This is a genomic window from Hymenobacter sp. YC55, assembly GCF_029433095.1.
Lineage (GTDB): Bacteria > Bacteroidota > Bacteroidia > Cytophagales > Hymenobacteraceae > Hymenobacter.
In genome coordinates this window covers 1,628,697-1,653,332 of the sequence record NZ_JARNTX010000001.1, presented here as the reverse complement: position 1 = coordinate 1,653,332, position 24,636 = coordinate 1,628,697, and the positions used below count along the sequence as shown (strand labels likewise).

The window sequence follows — 24,636 nt, the reverse complement described above, 5'->3', positions numbered from 1 at the left end:
TTGTGTCATGAATTTCTTTATTGGCCCCCGTCTTATCGGCCCTGACCAGCCGCCACTCATCATTGCTGAACTCAGCGGCAACCACAATCAGGATCTGAATCGAGGTTTAGCCATTGTAGATGCTATGGCGGCTGCCGGAGCCCATGCCGTCAAGCTCCAGACTTATACCGCCGATACTATGACGCTGCCTGGCGCTCACCGCATCGACGACCCCAACTCGTTGTGGTACGGCCGGGAATTGCACGAGTTATACCAGGAGGCGCACACACCGTGGGAATGGCACCAGCCACTATTTGAGCGCGCCCGGCAGCACGGCATGCTGGCCTTTAGCTCGCCTTTCGATGAAACGGCTGTCGATTTTTTGGAAACGCTCGACGTACCGGCCTATAAAATTGCTTCGTTCGAAAACACTGACTGGCCCCTGCTGCGGCGAGTAGCTGCTACGGGCAAACCCGTCATTATGAGCACGGGCGCCAGTACATTAGCAGAAGTAGCAGAAGCAGTGCAAGTGTTGCGCGACGCGGGTTGCCGCGACCTGGTGCTGTTGAAATGCACTAGCACCTACCCGGCAACGCCCCTCAATACCAATCTGCGCACTATCCCGCACTTTCAGCAACTCTTCCCCGACTGCCTCGTTGGACTCTCCGACCATACGGCCGGAGTAGGTGCCTCCGTAGCGGCAGTAGCTCTAGGAGCTTGTGTTATTGAAAAGCACGTCACGCTACGCCGGGCCGACGGTGGCGTAGACTCTGCTTTCTCCTTGGAACCCGAGGAAGTAGCCAGTCTAGTAACGGAAACAGAGCGGGCTTGGCAGGCTTTGGGCCAGATACAATATGGCGTGCAACGCGCCGAAGAAAAGAGCCGCCTCTACAAACGCTCCCTCTATGTGGCACAGGAAATTCAAGCCGGTGAGGTATTCACCAAAGAAAACCTACGTGTCGTCCGGCCCGGCGACGGATTGCCACCACGCTACTACGACCAGTTGCTAGGTAAACCAGCTCGACAACATTTGTTTGCTGGTACGCCTCTTACATGGGAGGCCCTTTAATTGCGTTGATGCCCGAGGTTCCGCCTACGTTTATTGCCCGACTGCGCGACATTCTACAGTTGCGCTTCACACCCATGTTTGCTACGCTGCCAGCCAGCACGCTGCAGGGAATCTCGCCTGCCAGCCCATTCAGGCGGCTGGTGAAAGTATTAGGCTACACAGCGGCGCGACTGATTGGCAATATCTTTCAGCCCATCCGCAACCCTGAAACCTTGCAGGGCGCCGTGTGGCTGTATGTGGTCAGCCAGAACAACTACGAGTCGCTGCATTTTGTACGAGAAGCCTTATCGGATGCGGTGTTGGTAGCTGGTCAAAGCAAGCAAATTGGGCGGTATAACGCAGTAGTAAATCGACTTTCACTCCGGCGGAAGCTGTTGTACTACTGGCAATTCCCGCTGGCACTGGCAGGTCTTATCAGGATAGAAGGCACTCGGGCTTGGCGGTTTTTCGATTTGATTTTCAGTGCGGTTGGCTACTACGAAGTGTACCGCCGGGCGCTTCGGTACTACCGGCCAAGCGCCGTTGTGTTTGCCAATGACCACAACGACGATACTCGTGCGCTGCTTTTGGCTTGTCGTGCCGAAGGGGTGCCCACTGCCTATATTCAGCATGCCAGTGTGAGCACCAGCTTTCCGCCCTTGGGCTTTGACCTGAGCTTGCTCGAAGGCCAGGATGCCTTAGACAAGTACCGTCAATGTGGTCCTGTACATGGGGAAGTGCAGCTGGTTGGGATGCCCAAAGCCGACGAGTTTTTGAGCATGCGAAACCAGAACCCAACGGTGCAACGAGTAGGACTGGCTTGTAACCTACTCGACGAAACAAAGGCTCTAACATCTGTACTGAACTACCTGATTTCGAAGTTTTCGAATCTCACGTTCACCTTTCGAGCACACCCTAGCGACACGCGGGACTTTAGTTTTCTGAAGCTACAGCATCCGAACTTGCAGTTCTCCAACGCCAAACAGGAAAGCGTTTTCGCATTTCTAACCAAGCAGGATGCCTTAATTGCTGCCGACACCAGCACCCACCTCGAAGCCACTTTACTCAACGTAGTCGGTCTTTACTATCGGTTCAACACCCACGCCAACACCGATGACTACTACGGCTACGTGGCGCATAACTTAATTGAAAGAGCCAATACGCTGCCTGAGCTAGCTGCGCTACTTACCACCTATCAAGCGCATAAACCACTCGATATATACCAGCGCGCCGCGTACTACAATGCCACGCTAGGCACGCCCGATGAAGGCCGCAGCCGCGAACGGGCTGTACGATTGCTGAATCAATGGCTGAAAACTGTCGCATAAGTTTTAGCTTGTGCCGCACGCTGATTGTAAAGGCGAGTGGTTTACTCTTCTTATGCTTCCACCCTTATCTGCCATTGCACCTGTTTCTGTAGAACTCCGGCTGGCTTATGTTCTGCATCATTTTCGGCAAGCCTATGCAGAAGTGCCAGAAGTATCGATTGGCTACGCCAACCAACAGCCACAGGTGGAGGTAGTTGCTAGTGCTGGCGACTTTTTCGCTCGTCAGGAGCCTCAACCTCCGGCCCCCACCCTGCGCGAATGGCAAGGCCAGTTGCTGCCCTTTTTCTTCGACTTAAACCCAGAGCAACCGCTACTTGAGCTTTTACCTGGCAAACACGCTCGCATCAATGCCGATTTGTTAGCGGCGGCATTTTATCTGCTTAGCGGTTGGCAGGAGTATTTCTCCGAAGAGCGAGACCGGCACGGCCGTTTCCCTTACACTGCCAGCGTGCAGCACTGCTATGGTTTTGTGGCAGTGCCAGTGGTTAATTACTACTTCGATATTCTGAAAACGGCTGTTGAGCACACAACAGATCAACTACTGCATCCGCGCCTTTGGGTAAACGAGGCGCCCTTCGCAACTTTCATCACCCACGACATCGATGAGCTGCGCAGTGCCTGGAAAGCCCCCGCCAAAGCTGCTTTGCAACGTGTCAACTTGCTAAGATTTGGGCAACTTCTTTGGCAGCGTTTTTTCCAATCGGATGCTTGGGACAACTTAGAGCTAGTACAGCAGACAGTAACAGGTTATGATGCTAAGAGCACGTTTTTTCTGCTGCCTGAGCATCGCCCTGCGAGCAATGGTACGCCCAACGCCGATTACAAATTAGCCGCGACAGCGCTTCAGTGGCGTTTCAAGGCGCTCGTAAAACAGGGCGCAGAAGTGGCAGTTCACGGAAGCATTGGCACTTCCGTGGACCAGCAGCGGTTGGCGCGGGAGCAAACACAAATGCCCGCCCCTGCTGCCGGCAACCGATTTCATTACCTGAGTTGGGAACCGCGCCGCACGCCGGCAGTGGTTGAGGAAGCTGGTTTCGCCTACGACTCTACCTTGGGCTTTGCCGAACACTTTGGCTTTCGCAACTCCTACTGTTTGCCTTTCCGTCCTTTCGATTTAACGCAAGGCAGGGCTTGCACTTTCCTTGAAATTCCGCTTAACGTAATGGATGCTACGCTGCATCACCCCAATTACTTGCAGCTAGCCCCCCACGAAATCTTACCGGCTCTACTGCCCATGTTTCAGGAAATCGAGCGGTTTGGCGGCGTTTGTACCCTGCTCTGGCACAACGACCACTTCGACCCGGCTAACGAAACTACCGGTCCGCGCCAGTTCGCCGAGTTGATGCAGTACCTTCGCAGCCGCAATACCGCCTTCGTCAATGGCCGGGACATTTTAATGGAGCTAGGAAATAGAAGGTAGGAGCCTCTTTCTTTTTTCTGTCTCCCAACTTCTAGCTTCTTATTGTTTTGGGCATAGTTCAGCGGCAAGGGCTGCGCAATACCATTATTTCTTACGCGGGCTTGGGCCTAGGCTTCGTGAACACGGTGTTGGTGCTGCCGAAGGTGCTAGAGCCGAAACAAATAGGCTTGACCAGCGTGCTAATGGCGCTGGCTACCATGTTTGCGCAGGTGTCGGCGTTCGGATTTGGGAACATGGGCGTGCGGTTTTTTCCCTATTTCCGCAAGCCAGAAAGTGGGCACCAGGGGTTCCTACCGTTTCTGTTAGGAGTGCCGCTGCTAGGTTTTGTTCTAATTGCGGTATTGTATCTGCTAGGCCGGCCCCTGGTTTTGCACTGGTACATTGACGACGCAACGCTACTAGGCCGGTACTACACTTGGGGGTTGGTATTGACCCTGTTTGTCTTGCTTATTAACCTGCAGGACGCCTACCTCAAGGCCCTGTATCACACTGCCTTCTCTTCCTTCACGCAGGAAATTGTCTTGCGTCTACTCGTTACGGGCGGGGCACTGCTGTTTGCTAGCGGCTACCTCGATTTTCACGGCTATGTGCTGTGGTACGTGGGCGCACTTGGGGGCATTGCTTTGCTGCTGACAGTCTACACGGCTTCCATTGGCGAGTTGCACTTGCAGCCCACATCGGCGGTTTTGCGGGTGCGGCCGCTGCGCGAGATGCTTGGTTTCGGGGCGTTTGCGCTATTAGGCAACGTGTCGGGTGTTGTTATTTCCAGTATCGACTCGCTGATGGTGGGAGCCAAAGTGGACTTGGATGGCGCTGGTATCTACGGCACGGCTTTTTTCATTAGCACGGCGCTGGTGCTGCCGTTTCGGGCGCTCTACAAAATTGCTTTTCCATTGCTGGCCGAGTACTGGAAGAACAACGACCTCTCCCGCATGGCCGACTTCTACCAGCGCACCACCCGCCTAAACACTGTGCTTGGCTGCTACCTAGCACTCGGTATCGCGCTGAATCTGGATTTCATATTCGGGCAAATGAAACCGGCCTATGCTGCCGGCACCACTGCCGTGCTTATCCTGCTGGCGGGCCGGCTCTTCGACGGCATTACCGGCCTCAACGGGCTCATCGTTGTTACGTCGCCGCGCTACCGCTACGATTTGATTTTCAACGTGTCGCTGGCTTTGGCTACGGTGTTCATGAACTTGCTGTTGATCCCGCGTATGGGCCTAACGGGGGCAGCAGTGGCCGCTGCGGTTTCGTTGGTGGTCATCAACATCGCGCGTACCTGGTTTGTATGGCACAGCTTCGGGCTGCAGCCCTTCGACAAGCGTGTGCCGCTGATTTTGCTACTGGCTGCTACTGCGGGCGTGGTGGCGTGGTTGGTGCCATTTGTGCATTCGTTGCTGGTTACGATGCTGCTGCGCTCGGTGGTGCTAACGGTGCTTTATGGTGGGCTATTACTGGTTACCAACGCAGAGCCACAGGTACGAGAAATCCTGCAAACCGCACTTCGCCGTGTGCGTCACAATGCTTGATGCATTGACTCTACCCCTCTAACCTAGGAATTTTAAGTGCTTGGAATGCTACGCCTAGCTGCTTATTCGCTATTAGCTAGTAGTGCCGTATAACGAATTATATATTCCTTGGTGGAAACTAATAATTGGTCCTCCTGTATCTGACAGCAGGATTTGCCATTACAAAAGGCCACCAGAATGCTGATACCAAAACAGAACGTGGCACTTATCTGTAATAGGCAATACCAAATAAATTTGGAAGTATAAAATTTCCGCCACTACCTTTGTAGTATCAATTCTTTACCCCCAAAAGGATTGTTTTTATACAGAGGCGTGGAGAGACAGGCTCGACGAAGCGCCGGCAACCATCGGATGATCCGAAACGGTGCCAAGTCCTGACCATATAAAAACAAGTTGCCGTGAAACGCTTCATCAACACCCCCGCCATTTCTGCTACCTTCTCTGCTGTACAGCATGGGTGTTGTGGCATGGCAAGCCCCGTCTGTATGACCGTGGCTTTTGGTTGCTGTTGTTAGTAGTAGCGCAATTCCTCTCTCTTTCTGGTTTGTGCGCTGATCCTGGTGAGCTGATACGCTTTTACGCGTAGCTCCACCTCGTATCCGCACGTTCCGCCTTACGCTTTTGGCTGGTTTCTGCGGTGCTTTTGCACCCCGGAGCCCCCGAGGCTATTCTTCGGCCGGACCTTTGCCGCCGCGGCAAACTCCCCTCTCATTTCTTGTCATGCCCACAGCCTCTGCCGTGTTGGCCGTTCCCGCCCTGGACGACCTGCGCCTTCAGCTACCCGCTGCTTCTGCCTTAGAGCGGCTACGCCTTGTAGCCAAGTACTTCTCTGAGAAAGCGGTTTTCTCCACTTCCTTCGGTTTGGAAGACCAGATTATCAGCCACTTGATTTTCGACAATGAGCTACCCATCAAGGTATTCACCTTGGATACGGGGCGCAATTTCCAGGAAACCTATTCCACCTGGAACAAGACGCTGCTTAAGTATCAGCAGCCTATTGAGGTGTTTCACCCGCGCCAAGAAAGCGTGGAGGAGTTGATGCGCACCAAGGGTCCCAATAGCTTCTACGAAAGCGTCGACAACCGCAAGGAGTGCTGCTACATCCGCAAGGTGGAGCCCCTCAACCGAGCCTTGGCGGGCCAAGCCGCGTGGGTAACCGGTATCCGGGCCGAACAGTCGCAGAACCGGCAAACCATGGATCCGGTGGAATGGGACGCGGCCCACAACCTCACCAAGATTCATCCGCTCTTCGACTGGACGTGGGAGCAGGCCGTGGACTTCGCTCAAGCCAATGGCATTCCGGTGAACCCGCTGCACAAGCAAGGCTTTGTGAGCATTGGCTGTGCGCCTTGCACCCGCGCCATCAAGCCCGGCGAAGATTTCCGCGCCGGCCGCTGGTGGTGGGAAGACCTTTCGGCCAAGGAGTGCGGCCTGCACTCCACCACTGCCCACCACGACGGCCCCGACCCGGTGGTGGAGCCCGTTGAAAAACAGCACTAACTCTTCTCTCTCATAACACGGTCCGAAGCAACTGCTTCAAACCATTATTTCCGGCGCCGATACCCTCCGAAGCCCATGCTACTTGACCTTCCGGTACCGCACCAGCAACAGCAGATCCTAGAAACTATGAGTGCGCACTCCTTCGATTACCTCGACCGGCTGGAAGCCGAAGCCATTCACATCCTGCGGGAAGTAGCGGGCCAGTTTGAGCGGCCGGCGCTGCTTTTTTCGGGCGGCAAAGATTCTATCGTTCTCACCCGCCTCGCCGAAAAAGCGTTCCGCCCCGGCCGCTTCCCTTTTCCGCTGGTGCACGTGGATACCGGTCATAACTTCCCCGAGGTACTCGCTTACCGCGACCAACTGGCCGCTGAACTAGGCGAAAAGCTGATTGTACGTAGCGTGGAAGATACCATCAAGCGGCAGCGCCTGCGCGAGCCGGGCGGCAAGTTTCCGAGCCGCAACCCGCTCCAGACCTACACGCTGCTGGAAGTAATCGAAGAATTCGAGTTTGACGCTTGTATCGGTGGTGCCCGACGCGACGAAGAGAAAGCCCGCGCCAAGGAGCGCATCTTCTCGGTGCGCGACGAGTTCGGCCAGTGGGACCCCAAACGCCAGCGCCCCGAGCTGTGGAATGTGTACAACGGCCGCATCCAGAAAGGTGAAAACGTGCGGGTCTTCCCGATTTCCAACTGGACTGAGCTCGACGTATGGCGCTACATCCAGCGCGAAAACATCAACCTCCCCGACATCTATTTCGGCCACGAGCGGACCTGCGTGGTGCTGCCGAGCGGTCAACTATTGGGCCTCTCCGAGCATTTGCAGCTTGATGAGGAAGACGAAATCGTGACCCGGCAGGTGCGCTTCCGCACCGTGGGCGACTCCACCTGCACGGCCGCCGTGGAAAGCGACGCCAGCACCGTGGAAGACATTATTCAGGACCTGTTGCTAGCCAAAGTGAGCGAGCGGGGCGCTACCCGCCTCGACGACAACATCTCGGAAGCCGGCATGGAAGACCGCAAACGCAACGGCTATTTCTAAGTGGTGAAGTTGTGAAAGGCGAGGCGGTGAATTGCTTTCACGCCTTGCCAGCACGACGAACTCACAATTTCACGAACTCACAATTTCACCTCATGGACCTTCTCCGATTCATCACCTGCGGCAGCGTCGACGACGGCAAAAGCACGCTGATTGGCCGCCTGCTCTACGACTCCGATTCGGTGTCGTTGGACGTGCTAGCGGCGCTGGAAAACCGGCCGACTGTGCAGGGCACAGTGGACTTAGCTTTGCTGACCGACGGCTTGCGGGCCGAGCGGGAACAGGGCATCACCATCGACGTAGCCTACAAATACTTCACTACGCCGCGCCGCAAATTCATCATCACCGATGCGCCGGGCCACGTGCAATACACTCGCAACATGGTGACGGGCGCCAGCAACGCCGATTTGGCTATTGTACTGGTAGACGCCCGCCAGGGTGTGGTGGAGCAAACGCGCCGCCACACGTTAGTAGCGGCGCTACTCGGAATTCGCAATTTCGTACTGGCCGTAAACAAGCTGGATTTGGTGGGCTTCGACGAAACCATCTTCGAGCAGATTGCCGCCGACTACGCCGCCCTCACCGACCACTTCCAGCTGCCAGCCGCCACAGCTATTCCACTCAGCGCCTTGCACGGCGACAACGTGGTAAAACGCTCGACCCGCTTGCCTTGGTACACGGGGCCAAGCTTGCTGGAACACTTGGAAAGCGTGCCCGCCTCCGTGGAAGCAGCCAATGCCGAACCACGCTTTCAGGTGCAGTATGTCATTCGCCCCCAAACCGCCGACCTGCCCGACTACCGCGGTTATGCCGGCCAGATTCAGAGTGGCCAGTACCGCCGCGGCGACCGGGTAAAAGTGCTGCCTTCGGGACTAGAATCAGTGATTGAAGCCATTGAAGTCAACCAGCAAGAGGTGGAAACCGCCGTGGCGCCGCAAGCCGTGGTGCTCCGCCTCACCGACGATGTGGACATCAGCCGGGGCGACGCCATTATTCCCGTGGAACACGTGCCCACCGTGACGCGCGAACTGGAAGCTACCGTGTGCTGGATGAGCGAGCAGCCGTTGTGGCCGGGTCGTAAGCTGTTGTTGCAGCACCACTCGGCCGTGGTAAAAGCGGCAGTGCCCGCCATACTACACAAAGTAAACGTGCAAACCTTCGCCCGCGCCGCCGCCGATTCAGCCCAACTCAACGACATCGTGCGGGTGCGCATCAAAACCGCCGTGCCCCTGGCCGTTGACAACTACCACGAAAACCGCGTGACTGGCGCTTTCATCTTGGTAGATGAGCAAAGCGGCGACACCGTAGCCGCCGGCCTGATTGGCGCCGCCAACGCCGACTACTTCACGGCCCCGGTAGCGCCTCCGGTAGCCTTTTCCATCTAGTTAGTACCCATTCGAGAACGGTCCTGCTAAACGAAGTCGCAGCAGGTCCTCTATAATCACGCACTGCTTATGTCACTCACGAAAATCCCTCGCCTTACCGTGCTAGGCGCTGGCCCCGGCGACCCGGAGCTGCTGACCCTGAAGGGGGCGCGGGTGTTGGGCGAGGCCGATGTCATCCTGTATGATGCGCTGGCCAACAACGACTTGCTTGGCCACGCCCGGCCCGATGCGGTGACACTGTTTGTGGGCAAACGGCGCGGCATGCGCAGCTACAGCCAGGACGAAATCAACGCCCTGATTGTAGAGCAAGCCCGCCTGCATGGCCACGTGGTGCGACTGAAAGGTGGCGACCCGTTTGTGTTTGGGCGCGGGCGCGAAGAAATGCTCTATGCTGAGCAACACGGCTTGCTTACCGACTATGTACCAGGCATTAGCAGCGCCGTTGCAGCGGCCGGCAGCGTGGGCATACCGGTAACGCACCGTGGCGCCAGCGAAGGATTCCGGGTAATTACAGCCACTACCGCTACCGGCGAACTGTCGGGGAGCGTGCGGGAGGCAGCTAGTACCCGCACGACTACGGTTATTCTGATGGGGCTAGGGGAGCTAGACCGGATTGCGGCGCTGTATTGTCAGCACGGGCAAGCCAACACGCCCGCTGCCATCATTCAGAACGGCACCCTGCCGAATGCGCAATTAGTAACGGGCACGGTAGCCGAGCTACCAAGCCGTGCCGCGGCAGCCGGTATCGGGGCCCCGGCCATCATTGTTATCGGGGAAGTGACCCGATTGGCGACAACCCATGCCGAAGCGGCCGCGCTGCTGCCCGGCTTAACCTTCCCGGTTTTCCCCGCTGCGTACGCGGAAGTAGCTTAATACCCTGTCATTCCGCGCATCAAGCGGCGAGAAGAATCTGAGTTATCCTCCTTAATCAATCACTCAGATTTCTCCTGCATCGGAACAAAAGTTCCGTCTCAGCCCACCGTCTCAACCTGATTTTCATGCCTACCCCTTCTTCTTCCTCGTTGCCAATCGGCCTCGACGACAAGGCGCTCAACGAGTTAACTGCTAACCTTACCAACCAGCAACTGCTGTGGCTCAGCGGCTACCTGTACGGTCGCGCCGCCGAGGCTACCCAACAACCGGTGGCCGCTAGCACGCAAGCAGCCGCTGTAGCGGCACCGGCCGCAGCGCAACCAGCGGCAGCTCCGGCGGCTCCTTCCCGTCTTACCATCTTGTATGGCTCGCAGACCGGCAACAGCAAAAAGGTGGCGCTGCAAACCGCCGAGGCGGCACGCCAGCGCGGCCTAGAGCCTACGGTGCGCGACATGAACGACTACCCAACCCGCGCGTTGGCTTCGGAGCAGCAATTATTGGTGATTACCAGCACGCAAGGCGAAGGAGAGCCGCCCATTGCCGCCGAAGACCTGCACCAGTTCCTGCTTGGTCCGCGTGCACCCAAACTCCCGGCGCTGCGTTATTCCGTGTTGGCTCTCGGCGACAAAAGCTACCTGCAATTCTGCCAAACTGGTATCGAGTTCGATGAGCGGCTGGCGGCCTTGGGTGCGCAGCGCCTCGCCGACCGGGTGGAGTGCGACGTGGAATTTCAGGAATCGGCGGCGCAGTGGGCCGACCGGGTGCTGGACGTATTAACGCAGGAAGTTGCCACTGCCGAACCTCAAACTGGTCCTAGCACGGGTGCTGCGCTAGCGCAAGCGGCAGCGGTTTCCTTGAACGGCGGCAGCCAGGCAGATTTATCGGCCTTTCGGGTGGCTACTAGTCCGGTGCCAGCGCCCAAGCCCGCCGTGCAGCACGAGGACGTACAGTTCGATGCGCCCTTGTTGGAGAAGATTCAACTCAATGGCCGCGGCTCCGCGAAGGAAACCTATCATTTAGAGTTCTCCTTGGAAGGTTCTGGCCTTCAGTATGAGCCAGGCGACGCCTTGATGGTGCAGCCGACCAACCGCCCTGAACTGGTGGCGGACGTCGTAAAGGCGGCCCGCCTCGATGCTACCGCGCCGGTTCAGTTGAAAGGGGTGGAACTGGATTTGACCACTGCGCTAACCGAGCACCTGGAACTATCGGTGCTGACGCGTGACGTGCTGGAGCGCTACGCCGCTCTGGCGCCGCAGTATCCCGAACTGCGCGAAGCGCTGCTCGGCACGACGCAACTGCAAGCCTTCCTCTACGGCCGCGACATCGTGGACTTGCTCACCCAATTCCCTATTGATTTGTCGGCACAGCATTTGGCCGCAGTATTGCGGCCGCTGCCGGCTCGGGCGTATTCCATTGCCAGCAGCCCGTTGGCTCACCCCGATGAAGTGCACCTGACAGTGGGTGCTGTGCGCTACGAAGCCCACGGCCGCCAAAAGCACGGTGCCTGCTCTGTGTATCAAGCCGACCACCTGGCTATCGGTGACACGGCCCGGGTGTGGGTGGACCGCAACGAATACTTCAAGCTGCCGCAAAACCCCGCTACCGATATTATCATGGTAGGACCGGGAACGGGCGTGGCGCCGTTCCGCTCGTTTGTAGCGGAGCGGGCCGAGTCGGGCGCTACCGGGCGCAACTGGCTGTTCTTCGGCAATCCGGAGTTCACCACCGATTTCCTCTACCAAACCGAGTGGCAGCAGCACCTCAAGCAAGGCACGCTGACCCGCCTCGACCTGGCGTTTTCCCGCGACCAAGCCGAGAAAATCTACGTGCAGCACCGCTTGTTGGAGCAAGCACCTCAGGTGTTCAAATGGTTGGAAGATGGCGCTTACTTCTACGTGTGCGGCGACAAAACCCGCATGGCGGCCGACGTGCGCAAGGCCCTGCTGACCATCATCGAGCAGCAAAGCGGCCAAGATGCTGACTACGCCGCCGACTATCTGAAGCAGCTGAAAAAGTCGCGCCGCTACCTAGAAGATGTGTATTAGAAGCTTGTGCAACAGCTCATCAGTTCCCCATGCTAACTCTGCCGTTGCCAAACTAAACAGGTCATGCTGAGCGCAGTCGAAGCATCTCGCGTGCTGAGGTTGTGGTGCTAACTCAACGATTCGAGCGAGATGCTTCGACTGCGCTCAGCATGACGGTCTACTTGTATTGGCGTCTGCACACAAAATTTTTCGGAGGAGTTGTACCGTGCTTACTAGAACAACACCGCAACGAATGAGGCGTGGTACTCTGGTCACAGCGAACAACAAATCAAGCGTGACGGATTAGCAATGATTTGTTTGTCAACATCCCTGAAAAAGCCCTTCCAACTCCAATCCACTATACAATCCACATGAAAGCACACTACGCTTCTTTATTGCTCGTTCCGGCCGTGGCGTTGGCTGCAGTGCCTGCGCAGGCGCAGGATGCGCTGATAGCCATCAGCGGCACAGTGTACGAGAAGGGCACAAAGCAGCCGCTGCCGGGCGTCAGTGTGAGTGTGAAGGGCGCCTCAGTGGGTACGCAGAGCGACATGAGCGGCAAGTTCGAGCTGAAGGCACGGCTACGCTTTCCATTTACGCTGGTGTTCAACACCGTGGGCTATGAAGCCCGGGAGTTGGAAGTAGCCAGCGGCAGCCAGCCCATTGCGGTGCAGCTCGAATCGAGGGCCATTGCGGTGAACGAAGTGGTTGTGTCGGCGTCGCGGGTGGAGGAAAGCCGGTTGAAGTCGCCAGTGGCTATTGAGAAGCTGGATATTCGGGCTATCAAGGAAACGCCAGCGCCGAGCTTCTACGACGCGCTTGAGAACGTGAAGGGCGTGCAGATGACCACGTCGAGCATCACGTTTAAGGTGCCGAACACGCGCGGCTTCAACATCCCCAACAACTTTCGCTTCATGCAGCTCGTGGATGGTGTGGACATGCAGGCGGCCACGCTCGGTGTGCCCCTCGGTAACGCCATCGGGCCAACGGAACTGGATATTGCCAGCGTGGAAATCACGCCCGGCGCGGCGTCGGCGCTGTATGGCATGAACGCCATCAACGGCATGGCCAACCTCACTACCAAGAGCCCTTTCACTTACCAGGGGCTGAGCGTGTACCAGAAAGTCGGCGTCAACCATGTGGATGGCAAAGACCGGGACCCGAGCGTACTGACCGAAACGGCGGTGCGCTATGCGCAGGCCTTCAACAACAAGTTTGCCTTCAAGGTGAACTTCAGCTACTTGCGCGGTACCGACTGGCTGGCCGACACCCAAACCGACCAGAACCCGCAGAACCTGAACTCGGCCAACCCGCGCTTCTCTGAGCTGTCGGGCGCCAACAACCCCGCCGCCGACCTCTGGAACCGCTACGGCGACGACCGGAGCGGCAACGTGCCGGTGGCTATTCAGTATGGCGGCCGCACCGAAACCTTCAACGTGCGCCGCACCGGCTACTACGAGAAGGATTTGATTTCGCCCACCGTCCGCAACCTCAAGTTCGATGGTGGCTTGTTCTACAAACTCACCGATAAGCTGGAACTCTCCTACGGCTACCGCTACGGCCTGATGGATGGCATTTTCCAGCGCGGCAACAAGATTCAGCTCAAGGACGTGACCGTGCAAAACCACAAGCTGGAACTGCGCGGCGCCGACTACTACGTGCGCAGCTACGTGCTAGTGGAAAACACCGGCGACTCTTATAACCTGAACCCGCTGGCTCTCAACCTCGACCTGAACAACGGCTCGAACACGGCGTGGGGCAACAAGTTCCGGACCGAGTTGCAGAACCAAGTGAACCGCGGCACCGATCTGGCTACCGCTATGCAGCAAGCCCGCGCCGTGGCCGATGCGGGCCGCGCCGAGCCGGGTACCGAGGCGTTCAACCAGCTCAAAAACACCATCACTGGCATCAACAATTGGGATAGTGGCGTGAACGTGCCCGGCGCTCCGGCCACGGGCGGGGCCGCCCTCTGGCAGCGTAGCCGTACCTACCACAACGAGGCGCAGTGGAACGTAGGTCGGCGCATCAAGTTTGCCGATGTGGTGCTCGGCGCCGATGCCCGGGTGTACGAGGTAATACCCGACGGCAACAACTTCGTGGACTTCTCGAAGCCCCTCGCCGACCGCACCACGCCGGGCGGCAACAACGTGTACTACAAGAAGTTCGGGGGCTTTGCGCAAGGTACTAAGCTACTGCTGCAAGACCGCCTGAAGCTGAACGCCTCGCTCCGCCTCGACTACAACCCCGAGTTCAACCCCAAGCTGAACCCTCGGATTGCGGCCGTGTACACGGCGGCCAAAAATCACAACTTCCGGGCTTCTTATCAGAACGGCTGGCGTTTTCCGGCGCTGTTTGAGGCCCTGTCGTTTGTGAACAACGGCAACGTGCGCCGCGTGGGCGGCCTGGCCCGCGTGAACGAAGGCCTTGGTTTCCTCGACAACTCCTACACGCTTACTTCGCTCGACAACTTCACGGCGGCTGTCAGCCGCGACGTGGCCGCCGACAACGCCGGTGGCACCACGGCCCAAAAGCAGCAGCGGGCCGCCCTCAACAACCGCGACGTGCTGCAAGTAGCCAACCTCCCGACCATGGAGCCGGAGCGCATCAACGCCTTTGAGGTGGGCTACCGCAGTGTGCTCTTCGACAACCGCTTAGCTCTTGACGTGGATGCCTACTACAACGTGTATTCGGGCTTCTTGGGGCAGGTGGAAGTGGCCGTGCCGAAGTCGGGGGCGGTGGGCACGGATGCTGCGGTGCTGGACATGCTGACCCGCGGGCAGCAGGACCGGTACCGGGTGTATGCCAACGCCCGCAACCAATACCGCAGCTACGGTTCGGCGCTAGGCGTCACGTACAACTTCTACCAGAAATACACGCTGGCCGGCAACGTCAACTACAACAACATTGCCACCAACAGCACGCAGGACGTGTTCATTACCGGCTTCAACACGCCCAAGTGGACCACCAACCTAAGCTTCGGCAACCGCGAGGTGGTGCGCAATGTGGGCTTCAACGTGGTGTGGCGCTACCAAGACTCGTTCTTGTGGGAAAGCCAGCTTGCCAACGGCCGAATTCCAGCCTACCAAACCGTGGACGCGCAAGTGAACGTGCGCATCCCGAACTTGAAATCAACCATCAAACTCGGCGGCACCAACTTGCTCAACAACCGCTACATCCAGTATGCCGCCGGCCCAACCATCGGCGGGCTGTATTATGTGGCCGTAACGTTCGACAACACGATAATTCGCTAATGCCCTGCCCCTGCTGAGTAGCGGGGAACCAGTCACCAGACCCACCATGCCAGATACCACCATAAAACTTTCCGAAGTCGAACACGTCAAGACGGCCAGCAACTACTTGCGCGGCACGCTGGCCGATAGTCTCGTCAATCGAATTACGGGCGCCCTCAACCCCGACGATACTCACCTCATCAAGTTCCACGGCTCGTACCAGCAAACCGACCGGGACCTAGACAGCGAGCGGAAACGCCAGAAGTTGGAACCCCTGTACTCACTCATGATTCGGGTGCGGGTGCCGGGCGGCATTGCCACGCCCACGCAGTGGCTGCGCATGGACGAGTTGTCGACCAAGTACGCCAACAACACTCTCAAGCTGACCACCCGCCAGACCTTTCAGCTGCACGGCGTACTCAAGCGCAACCTCCAGAAAACCATTCTGGGCTTCAACCAAGTGTTCATGGACAGCATTGCGGGCTGCGGCGACGTAAACCGCAACGTGATGTGCAACCCCAACCCGCACCAATCGGAGGTGCACGCGCAGGTGTACGAGGTGTCGCGCCAAATTAGCGCCCACCTCACGCCGCGCACCTCGGCGTATTGGGAACTGTGGCTGGATGGCGAGCAGCAGCACATCAGCGCCCCCAACGAAGGCGAGGAAGATGCCGAGCCGATCTATGGCAAAACCTATCTGCCGCGCAAGTTCAAGATTGCGCTGGCCATCCCGCCGCACAACGACACTGACATCTTTACCAACGACTTGGGTTTGATTGCCATCGAGGAGAAGGGTCAGCTACTCGGGTTCAACGTGGCCGTTGGGGGCGGCATGGGCATGACCTTCGGCATGCTTGATACTTACCCGCGCCTGGCCGACATCATCGGGTTTGTACCCGCCGACAAGGTGGTGGATCTTTGCGAAAAGGTGGTAACGATTCAGCGCGACTGGGGCAACCGCGAAAATCGCAAGTACTCGCGCCTCAAGTACACCCTCGACCGGGTGGGTCTGGACGTGTTCAGGCAAGAACTCAACCACCGCCTGGGCTACGAGCTAGAGCTTGGCCGCGCCTACAAGTTTGAAAGCACCGGCGACGCCTTCGGGTGGACTACCGGGCCTGATGGCGCGCATCACCTCACGCTGCTGGTGGAAGGCGGCCGCGTAACCGACCGGCCCGGCCACACCCTGAAAACCGCGTTGCGCGAAATTGCCACCTTCCACACCGGCGACTTCCGCCTGACCGGCAACCAAAACGTGATTATAGCCAACGTAGCCCCTGAGCATCGCCTCACTGTTCAAGCCCTGCTCACCGAGCACGGCGTGGAGGTAGCTGGCAACGACTTGTCGGGACTACGGCGCGGGGCATTAGCGTGCGTGGCGTTAAATACCTGCTCGTTGGCATTTGCCGAAGCCGAGCGTTATCTTCCGCAGCTGCTTACCCGATTGGAGGAAAGCATGAAAGCGTATAATTTAACACAAGATGATATCTTGCTGCGGATGACAGGCTGCCCCAACGGTTGCGCCCGCCCATACATGGGCGAAATCGGGTTGGTAGGCCGCTCCGTCGGGCGTTATAATTTGTATTTGGGAGCAGCTTTCAACGGCGAGCGGCTCAACAAACTCTATAAAGAAATGCTGGATGAAGATGGTATAGTGCGGGAGCTGACGCCGATTTTTGCCGACTACGCTGCAAACCGGGAGCCGCTTGAGCGGTTTGGTGATTTCACCATTCGTCGGGGGTACGTGCAAGCCACCACGCACGGCCAGAACTTCCACGAGTAGCAATAGGTACTTTGGTAAACTCGTCATACTGAGGCTACCACAGTACATCTGTCATGCTGAGCGCAGTCGAAGCATCTCGCTAGTGTGGTAATCACTACTCTAGCATCAGCACGCGAGATGCTTCGACTCCGCTCAGCATGACGGACTTCGATAGTAGACTAGACTTCCCTAGACTTGCTACCACAACCGACCATCCAAAACACCCTCCATGCCTCTTTCCAATAACCCTGTGTCTCAGCCACGCTCCGAGCCCCCTCCCACTGGAGCGAACCGACTGTTTCCCATCTTCCTGAAGTTGGAACAGCTGCACGTGCTGCTGGTAGGCGGTGGAAACGTGGGATTGGAAAAGCTGTCCGCCATTCTAGCTAATAGCCCTGCGGCAGCAGTAACCGTGGTTGCCACGTATTTTCTGCCCGAACTACGGGAGCTAGCCGCGCGCCACCCCGCCGTGCAGCTCCGCGAAGGTCCTTACCAAATCACCGATTTAGTTGGCCACGACCTAGTCATTGTGGCGACTGATGACAAGGCGCTAAACCTAACCATCAAGGCTGATGCTACCCGGCAGCGCCTACTTTGCAACGTAGCCGACACGCCCGACGCCTGCGACTTTTACCTAGGGTCCATCGTGCAGAAGGGCGACTTAAAAATTGCCATCAGCACCAACGGTAAGTCGCCAACCATTGCCAAGCGGCTGCGCGAGATGCTCACCACCACCCTCCCCGACGAGTTGAACGAGGTGCTGCAACGCATGTCGTCGATTCGGGAGAAAGTAGGCGGCGACTTTGCGCATAAAGTACGCTCTCTCAATGCCGTGACGGCCGAGCTAACGGGTGGGCCGGCTTATGAGTCGCCGGCGGCGGCTATGTGGCGCCGCCGGGCAACCATGTCGCTGCTGGCGTTCATGGCCATCATCATCATCAACATTATCTCCTATTACGTCACGTGGCAGCAGGCCTGGGAGGTAGCGAGCAATGCCGATACGTTCTACATTTTCGTGGCTATCGGTTTTGGGGCGCAGATAGTTGATGGGCTATTGGGCATGGGCTACGGGGTGGTGACGGCCATCAGTTTGATGAGTTTAAACATTTCGCCCGCTGCGGTCAGCGCAAGTATTCATACCGCCGAAATGTTCGCCAGCGGCGCATCGGGTTACCATCACTACCGCTTCGGCAACGTCAACAAGAAGCTGTTCAAGGTGTTGCTGATTCCGGGCGTGCTGGGGGCCATTACGGGAGCCTACTTGCTGGCTACGTTTGGCGAGGAATACGCGAAGTACGTGAAACCCTTTTTGGCGGTGTACCTGCTGCTGCTTGGGGTTCGCATTATCTCTAAGGCCTTCTCTAAACCGAGTGCGCGCAAAAAGCACAAGAAGCTAGGTGTACTGGCAGCAGCCGGCGGCTTCCTCGATTCGTTTGGCGGTGGCGGCTGGGGTCCTCTCGTGACCAGCACCCTCATTGCCGGGGGCCGTACGCCGCAGTACGTCATCGGCTCGGTGAGCGTCACCGAGTTCTTCGTCACGTTTGCTAGTGCCGTTACGTTTTTCGCCACGCTGGGCATTTCGCATTGGCAGATCATCCTGGGCTTAATCGTGGGGGGCATTGCTGCTTCGCCCATTGCAGCCCGCCTCGCCGGCCGCATTCCGGTGCGGTGGATGTTCGTAGGCGTGGGTTTGATGGTGATTATCTGGAGCTTGTGGGCATTGCGCAAGGTGTTCTTTTAGCACATACGCCTTAACGTCTCTTGAAAACACAACGCCCCGACCAATGATGGCCGGGGCGTTGTGTTTTGCTGTAGTTTCATTCCTGCTCGTTATACAGGCTGTCTGTCCTGCTCCTGCCGCAGTTTGCTGTGTTTCTTGCCGTAGCCGTAGTAGATGGCCAAGCCTATAGCGAGCCACACCCCTAACCGTAGCCACGTTTCCCACGGCAACGACACCATCATCACCAAGCAGGTCAGGATGCCGAGAATAGGCACCACGGGCACCCACGGCGTGCGGAAGCCACGCGGGGCGTTGGGCTCTTTCTTGCGCATGATTAGGATACCCAAGCATACCATCACGAAAGCTAGTAGCGTACCGATGCTAGTCATTTCGCCAACTACCGAAATCGGCACGAAGCCCGCAAACAGGGCAATAAACAAGCCGAGCAGCAGGTTGGATTGCAGTGGCGTGCGGAATTTTGGGTGAACGTGCCCGAATACCGGCGGCAGCAACCCATCCTTGGCCATCGAGAAGAATACCCGGCTCTGGCCCAGCAAATCCACCAGAATAACCGAGGTGTAACCGATAATGATAGCCAGAATAACGGCCGCCGACAGCCAGGCGTACGGCGTTTTCTCGATGGCAATAGCCACCGGTGCGGCGCTGTTCTTGAACTCAGTGTAGTTGGCCAGGCCCGTCATGACGTGCCCGAACAGCACAAACAGCACGGTGCAAATCAGCAGGGAGCCGATGATGCCGATGGGCATGTTGCGCTGCGGGTTCTTGGTTTCCTGCGCCATCGTGGCCACAATGTCGAAGCCGATAAACACGAAGAAGATAACGCCAGCCCCGCGCAGAATTCCGCTCCATCCAAACTCGCCGAACGTGCCAGTATTCTCCGGGATGTAGGGTTGATAATTGGCCGGGTCGATGTATTGCCAGCCCAACGCAATGAACACCAACACCACCGATACTTTCAGCGTGACCACCAGCGCGTTAAACCAAGCCGAGCCTTCGGTGCCGCGAATAATGATAGCCGTAATAGCCAGCACAATCAACATAGCGGGCACGTTCACGAAGCCATGCACTGAGGTACCATCGGCCAGCGTGGCCGTTTCGAAGGGCGACATTACGATTTGCGCCGGAATGTGCAGGTTGTACTTAGCCAGAAACTTCACCAGATACTGCGACCAGCTAATAGCCACCGTAGCCGCGCCTACCGAATATTCGAGCACCAAATCCCACCCGATTATCCAGGCAAACAACTCACCCATCGTAGCATAAGCGTAGGTGTAAGCCGACCCCGACACGGGCACCATAGAAGCAAACTCGGCGTAGCAGAGCGCTGAAAAGGCACAACCAACAGCGGCCACCACAAACGAGAGTGTCACAGCCGGGCCGGTGTTGTTGGCGGCGGCAATACCAGTAAGCGAGAACAGGCCCGCCCCAATAATTACCCCGATACCAATGGTAATCAGGTTGAAGCCGTTCAGGCTTCGTTTCAGCGTGTGGGAACCCGTTTCGGCAGCTTCAAGCCGCAGCAGCTCCAATGATTTCTTAAGCATAAAAAATTGTGTGGGCACGCGCTAGAGCACGCTCACCCGTTGAGTAAAGCTGGTTCATTGAAGCGCTAACCGGCTGGTAGAACGGACACAATGCCCGCGTTATACGCAGTCAGCTAAGCTAAGACCAGTAAAAAGAAAGGATAGAAAGCAAAGTCCGCGAGCTGCCTGATAGCAAAGGCAGCCTTTTATGACTGCGGGTTTTACTACACAGGCGTAGAATTACCTGTCGCTCAGCAACAACAACCCGCGCTACAACAAGTCCGTCCGCGGCCCGCAGGCTCGGCGAATAGAGTAGCAACTAGGAAAAGCGGGGTAGTTAGTGAATGAGGCACGGTAACTTGTTTTTATATAGCCAGAGAGTGAATCCGCTGGCCTTCGGTTGGCACCGTTCCGCGGGTGACGGGGGTTGCCGGCGCGTCTTAGAGCCTGTCTCTCAGCGCCTCTGTATAAAAACAATCCTTCGTCGGTAAAGAATTGGTGCCGCAAAGGTAAGTCCAGCTTTTGCGCATTCACAAGTGCCTGGTTGAAGTTGAAAATGGGGAGCCATAGCAGTCTGTCCAAACCAACTTCCCGCTTACCTCCTACCCCGCTGCGCCGGCCTGCCCGTCTTGGCCAGGTTTATTGGCGCGCATCAAAAACACGAGCGGTACGGACAGTAGGCAGGCAAATCCTAGCAGATAAAAGGAATCGATATAGGACAGGATGTTGGCCTGCAGCTGCACTGCACCATATATTGTGGCTTGGGCACGCTCCGTTGCTTCGGCTAGGCTACCACCAACGGTGGCTTGGGTGGAAGCTAAGCTTTGCACGCCTGCTTCATAATTGGGATTCGAGAAGTTGAGGCTGTCGATGATGCGGCTTTGGTGGAACTGCGCGCGCCGCGCAATCAGGGTGGTAATGGCCGCAATACCAAAGCTACCGCCCAACGACTGCGCCAAGTTGATAAGCGTAGCTGCTTGGTTGGTTTTGTTTTTGGCGATACCCACGTAAGCGGCCACGCTGATGGGCACAAACAGGAAAGCCAGGCCCATACTTTGATACACCCGGGCCTTGGCTACACTCACAAAGTCGATGTCGGAGCTGAGTACATGGGCGTAGTTGAACAGCGCAAGTGTGCTGATGATCAAGCCGAACAAGATCATCCAGCGCGCTTGTACCTTACCCGACAGCACCCCCACTACCGGCATCAGCAGCAGTACCGACGCCCCACCCGGCGAAATAGCCAAGCCGCTTTTCACGGCGGTGTAGCCCAACAGGTTTTGCAGGAACAAGGGTAGTTGCGTGGAGCTACTAAACAGCACGGCTCCAACGGCAAACATCACCAACACCGCTGCCGCAAAGTTGCGGTGCCGGAGTAGTTTTAGGTCGATGACCGGGTCCTTGGAGCGCCACTCCCATATAACCCCGGCTACTAGGGCAAGAGCAGCCACCACCGACAGCACCGTAATAGCGCCCGAGCTAAACCACTCTTCCCGCTCGCCGCGGCTCAACACATATTGCAGCGCACTGAGCCCTACCGCCAATAAGCCTAACCCTACATAGTCAACTTTCAGTCCGCCGGCCCATTTTGCGGCTTTCTCTTTCACCATAGCCGGGGGGTCTTTCACCAGTATCGACACCAGAAACGCTGTTACGATAGCCACTGGCACGTTCACGAAAAACACCCAATTCCAGCTAGCATTATCGACCAGGTAGCCGCCTAGCGTGGGCCCCACAGTGGGCGCTACCACTGTGGCTACTCCGTAGGCCGCAAACGCCAGCCCTCGTTGCGCCGGTGGAAAAGTGTCAGTCAGGATGGCTTGTGCCATGGGCGAAAGCATGCCGCCGCTCAGCCCCTGTACCACCCGCATAAACACCAGAAACCCAATGGACGGCGACAATCCGCACAGCAGTGAGGTAGCACCGTAGGCCAGCAGGCAAATCGAAAACAGGCGCTTGCGCCCAACTACCGTGGCTAGAAACCCGGCCACCGGCAGCACCACCGCCTTCGATACCAGCTGCGCCGTCACTACCCATGTTACCTCGTCTTCGGCGGCGCTCAGGTTGCCCCCAATCTGCGACAGCGCCACCGACACGCTGGTATCGTCCAGCACTTCCATAAACGTTGCCATGGCCACCGTCACCGCAATTATCCACTTGAGGTTGCCCCCGTGGCTAGCGGTGGCATCACCAGCTGGTTTTTTCAAGGTTTTAGTTGAGCTCATGGCTAGGACTTCGAGCGGCCACTACTGCGGCGTGGTATGCAAATGCGTGCGCAGCCGCGTCACGGCTTCCTTGTAGTGCGTCGTGAAGTCAGCCAGGATTTCCTCGCGCGTTACGCTCTCGATTTCACGCCCTTCCGTCCAGGTGCTAAGCAGTTCGATGGTCTTTGTGCGAGCAGGCTTTTTGTCGTCTTTCTTTTCGTCTTTTCCCTCGTCCTCGCCTTCCGACCCATCATCTGACTCTTCGTTGTCGTCCTCATCTTCGGCGTCTTCTTTCTCACCCGCAGCCTCAGTGGCTTTGTCGGCTAATTCGTTTTCCTCGAACCAGCAGTGTATATAAGGCGTGACGGTTTCGATGCGCGCTTCGGCCACTACGGCATACTGAAACTCCACGGGTCCTTCAGGCCGATGCACAATCAGGTAGATCCGGCTTTGGTCGAGGCCGGTTTCGCAGGTGCGGCCGTGCTGACGCAAGGCCTCAGCCGCCGCTTCCAGAGCGGGCCGCGCCACCTCGTTGTAGAAGGTACCCTGCCGAGTAAGGTTATGGCTGAACGCGTGGTTTTCGCGGTCTACTGTTGCAAAGAAATCATTCAGATCTGCTTGCCAGCGTCCCTTCGAAGTGGATTGGGGCTCCATTGAGTACTATGTTAAATTGTAATTCCAGGGACTAGCAACCAGCCAGCAGCTACTACTTCAACGAACGGCGGCGCGTGAGGCGGTACCATCATTGCCAGGTGCGGCAGGCTTTTCGGTCGGCTCCACACTGATGTCCACTTCGGGCACCACCGACATACCAGGCGCCAGTAAGTGCAAGTTGGGCTGGCCATCAAATACAATTTTGACGGGGATGCGCTGCACTACTTTCACGTAGTTGCCAGTGGCATTTTCGGCGGGCAGCAAGCTAAAACGGGCGCCGGTGCCGCGCTGGAAGCTCTCTACCTTGCCCCGGAATTTCTCGCTCGGATAGGCGTCCACCTCCAGCTCAACCGGCTGCCCGGCACGCATCTTTTCGAGTTGCGTTTCTTTGAAGTTGGCCGTTACCCACAGCTGACCATACGTAAGCGCCATAAGTTGCTGCCCCACCGCTACGGTCTGCCCCTCGTCCACGGCTTTGCGGGTGACCCGTCCGGTTTCGGCCGCGTAGATTTTGGTATACGAAAGCTGCAGCTTGGCTTCTTCGGCAGCGGCTTGGGCTTCTCCTATTTGCGCCGCCGCCACGCCAATTTGCTCGGTAGCTTGGCGGTAGTCGTTTTCGGCTTGGGCCACGGCGGCACGGGCCTGCCCAACTTGGGCACGAACGGTTTGGGTACGCTTGCGGGCGGCATCGGCCTGAGCCGCTGTGGTACGAGCGGCCGTCTGGACCTGGTCGTAGCGCTGGCGCGACACGGCATCCGTTTTGTAGAGTTCGGCGTAGCGTTGCTCGTCGCGGGCATCGCGGGCCGCTTGGGCTTGGGCAGCGCGCTCTTCCGCCTGCGCTTGTTCCAGCGACGCCACCGCTGCCGCCAACTGAGCCTGTTGCTGATCAATGACGCTGCGCCGCGCCGTAGCTGCGCGGGCAGAAGCATCTCGTTGCGCCTGCGCACTTACCACGCCAGCTTGGGCTTGGTTGAGCCGCGCTTGGTAGTCGCGCGGGTCTAGCTCCAAGAGCAGGGTGCCGGCTTGCACGAGCTGGTTGTCGCGCACATACACCTTACTTACCGTACCAGCGGCCCTTGGGCTCACACGCACGGCGTCGCCCTCAATAAAGGCGTTGTCCGTTGACTCGTGGGCGCGGGCGTGCAGGTAGTACCGAATCCCGAAGAACAGCACGGCCAGCACCAGTATAATGGCACCAATCACAAACCACGGCCGCTTGTAGACGGGTGTTTTGGTGGTTTCGTCGGGCGCATCTTCGGGCTGCTGCTCTACCTTACGGCGGCCTCGGGCGCTACGGTCCGGAGCATCGGAGGGGTCGGCTGCTTGCCGCCGGGCGGGGTCGCGAGGGGCACTACGAGCGGGAGATTGGGTGGTATCTTGTGCCATTAGAAGTCTGCG

General features: G+C 57.6%; 16 protein-coding genes and 2 riboswitches. Of the genes, 12 read left to right on the top strand and 4 right to left on the bottom strand.

Going from position 1 to position 24,636, the window contains the following annotated elements; translation table 11 throughout:
- Window positions 1-7: 7 nt before the first annotated feature.
- The 12 genes from pseI to P1X16_RS31310 all read left to right on the top strand — a co-directional run bounded on the left by pseI (window position 8) and on the right by P1X16_RS31310 (window position 18,857).
- Window positions 8-1,048, top strand: a complete 1,041-nt coding sequence (pseI, locus tag P1X16_RS07055; RefSeq protein ID WP_277227243.1) for a pseudaminic acid synthase — start codon at window positions 8-10, stop codon at window positions 1,046-1,048.
- On the top strand, window positions 1,033-2,355 hold the full coding sequence (locus P1X16_RS07050; RefSeq protein ID WP_277227242.1) for a hypothetical protein: 1,323 nt from the start codon (window positions 1,033-1,035) through the stop codon (window positions 2,353-2,355). The genes pseI and P1X16_RS07050 overlap by 16 nt, the downstream gene beginning before the upstream one ends.
- A gap of 52 nt (window positions 2,356-2,407) precedes the next feature.
- Window positions 2,408-3,775 (top strand): hypothetical protein, encoded by a 1,368-nt coding sequence (locus P1X16_RS07045; protein WP_277227241.1) that lies wholly within the window; start codon window positions 2,408-2,410, stop codon window positions 3,773-3,775.
- Between the two features lie 47 nt (window positions 3,776-3,822).
- The gene (locus tag P1X16_RS07040) at window positions 3,823-5,307 is read left to right on the top strand and encodes a polysaccharide biosynthesis C-terminal domain-containing protein (RefSeq protein WP_277227240.1); all 1,485 of its coding nucleotides are present in this window, start codon (window positions 3,823-3,825) and stop codon (window positions 5,305-5,307) included.
- Between the two features lie 297 nt (window positions 5,308-5,604).
- A riboswitch (SAM riboswitch) is annotated at window positions 5,605-5,696 on the top strand.
- A 331-nt stretch (window positions 5,697-6,027) separates the two neighbouring features.
- Complete coding sequence (locus P1X16_RS07035; protein WP_277227239.1) at window positions 6,028-6,807, top strand: phosphoadenylyl-sulfate reductase; 780 nt, start codon at window positions 6,028-6,030, stop codon at window positions 6,805-6,807.
- Window positions 6,808-6,933: 126 nt separating this feature from the next.
- Window positions 6,934-7,845 (top strand): sulfate adenylyltransferase subunit CysD, encoded by a 912-nt coding sequence (gene cysD / locus P1X16_RS07030; RefSeq protein ID WP_277229479.1) that lies wholly within the window; start codon window positions 6,934-6,936, stop codon window positions 7,843-7,845.
- 92 nt (window positions 7,846-7,937) lie between these two features.
- Window positions 7,938-9,227 (top strand): GTP-binding protein, encoded by a 1,290-nt coding sequence (locus P1X16_RS07025; protein ID WP_277227238.1) that lies wholly within the window; start codon window positions 7,938-7,940, stop codon window positions 9,225-9,227.
- A gap of 69 nt (window positions 9,228-9,296) precedes the next feature.
- Window positions 9,297-10,100, top strand: coding sequence for a uroporphyrinogen-III C-methyltransferase (gene cobA / locus P1X16_RS07020; RefSeq protein WP_277227237.1), 804 nt, complete (start codon window positions 9,297-9,299; stop codon window positions 10,098-10,100).
- Between the two features lie 125 nt (window positions 10,101-10,225).
- Window positions 10,226-12,145 (top strand): assimilatory sulfite reductase (NADPH) flavoprotein subunit, encoded by a 1,920-nt coding sequence (locus P1X16_RS07015; RefSeq protein WP_277227236.1) that lies wholly within the window; start codon window positions 10,226-10,228, stop codon window positions 12,143-12,145.
- Window positions 12,146-12,495: 350 nt separating this feature from the next.
- A complete protein-coding gene (locus tag P1X16_RS07010) occupies window positions 12,496-15,375 on the top strand; it encodes a TonB-dependent receptor (RefSeq protein WP_277227235.1) in 2,880 nt (959 codons plus the stop codon).
- A 46-nt stretch (window positions 15,376-15,421) separates the two neighbouring features.
- Window positions 15,422-17,137 (top strand): NADPH-dependent assimilatory sulfite reductase hemoprotein subunit, encoded by a 1,716-nt coding sequence (locus P1X16_RS07005; RefSeq protein ID WP_277227234.1) that lies wholly within the window; start codon window positions 15,422-15,424, stop codon window positions 17,135-17,137.
- Window positions 17,138-17,345: 208 nt separating this feature from the next.
- Window positions 17,346-18,857: a TSUP family transporter gene (locus tag P1X16_RS31310; RefSeq protein ID WP_346771237.1), complete on the top strand. Its 1,512-nt coding sequence runs from the start codon at window positions 17,346-17,348 to the stop codon at window positions 18,855-18,857.
- An 89-nt stretch (window positions 18,858-18,946) separates the two neighbouring features.
- Here the strand turns inward: P1X16_RS31310 and P1X16_RS06990 are convergent, their stop codons facing one another.
- The 4 genes from P1X16_RS06990 to P1X16_RS06975 all read right to left on the bottom strand — a co-directional run bounded on the left by P1X16_RS06990 (window position 18,947) and on the right by P1X16_RS06975 (window position 24,624).
- On the bottom strand, window positions 18,947-20,401 hold the full coding sequence (locus tag P1X16_RS06990) for an amino acid permease (protein WP_277227233.1): 1,455 nt from the start codon (window positions 20,399-20,401) through the stop codon (window positions 18,947-18,949).
- Between the two features lie 341 nt (window positions 20,402-20,742).
- A riboswitch (SAM riboswitch) is annotated at window positions 20,743-20,854 on the bottom strand.
- 128 nt (window positions 20,855-20,982) lie between these two features.
- The gene (locus P1X16_RS06985; RefSeq protein WP_277227232.1) at window positions 20,983-22,605 is read right to left on the bottom strand and encodes a DHA2 family efflux MFS transporter permease subunit; all 1,623 of its coding nucleotides are present in this window, start codon (window positions 22,603-22,605) and stop codon (window positions 20,983-20,985) included.
- A gap of 21 nt (window positions 22,606-22,626) precedes the next feature.
- A complete protein-coding gene (locus tag P1X16_RS06980) occupies window positions 22,627-23,238 on the bottom strand; it encodes a hypothetical protein (protein ID WP_277227231.1) in 612 nt (203 codons plus the stop codon).
- Window positions 23,239-23,295: 57 nt separating this feature from the next.
- Window positions 23,296-24,624, bottom strand: coding sequence for an HlyD family secretion protein (locus P1X16_RS06975; protein WP_277227230.1), 1,329 nt, complete (start codon window positions 24,622-24,624; stop codon window positions 23,296-23,298).
- Window positions 24,625-24,636 lie beyond the last annotated feature (12 nt).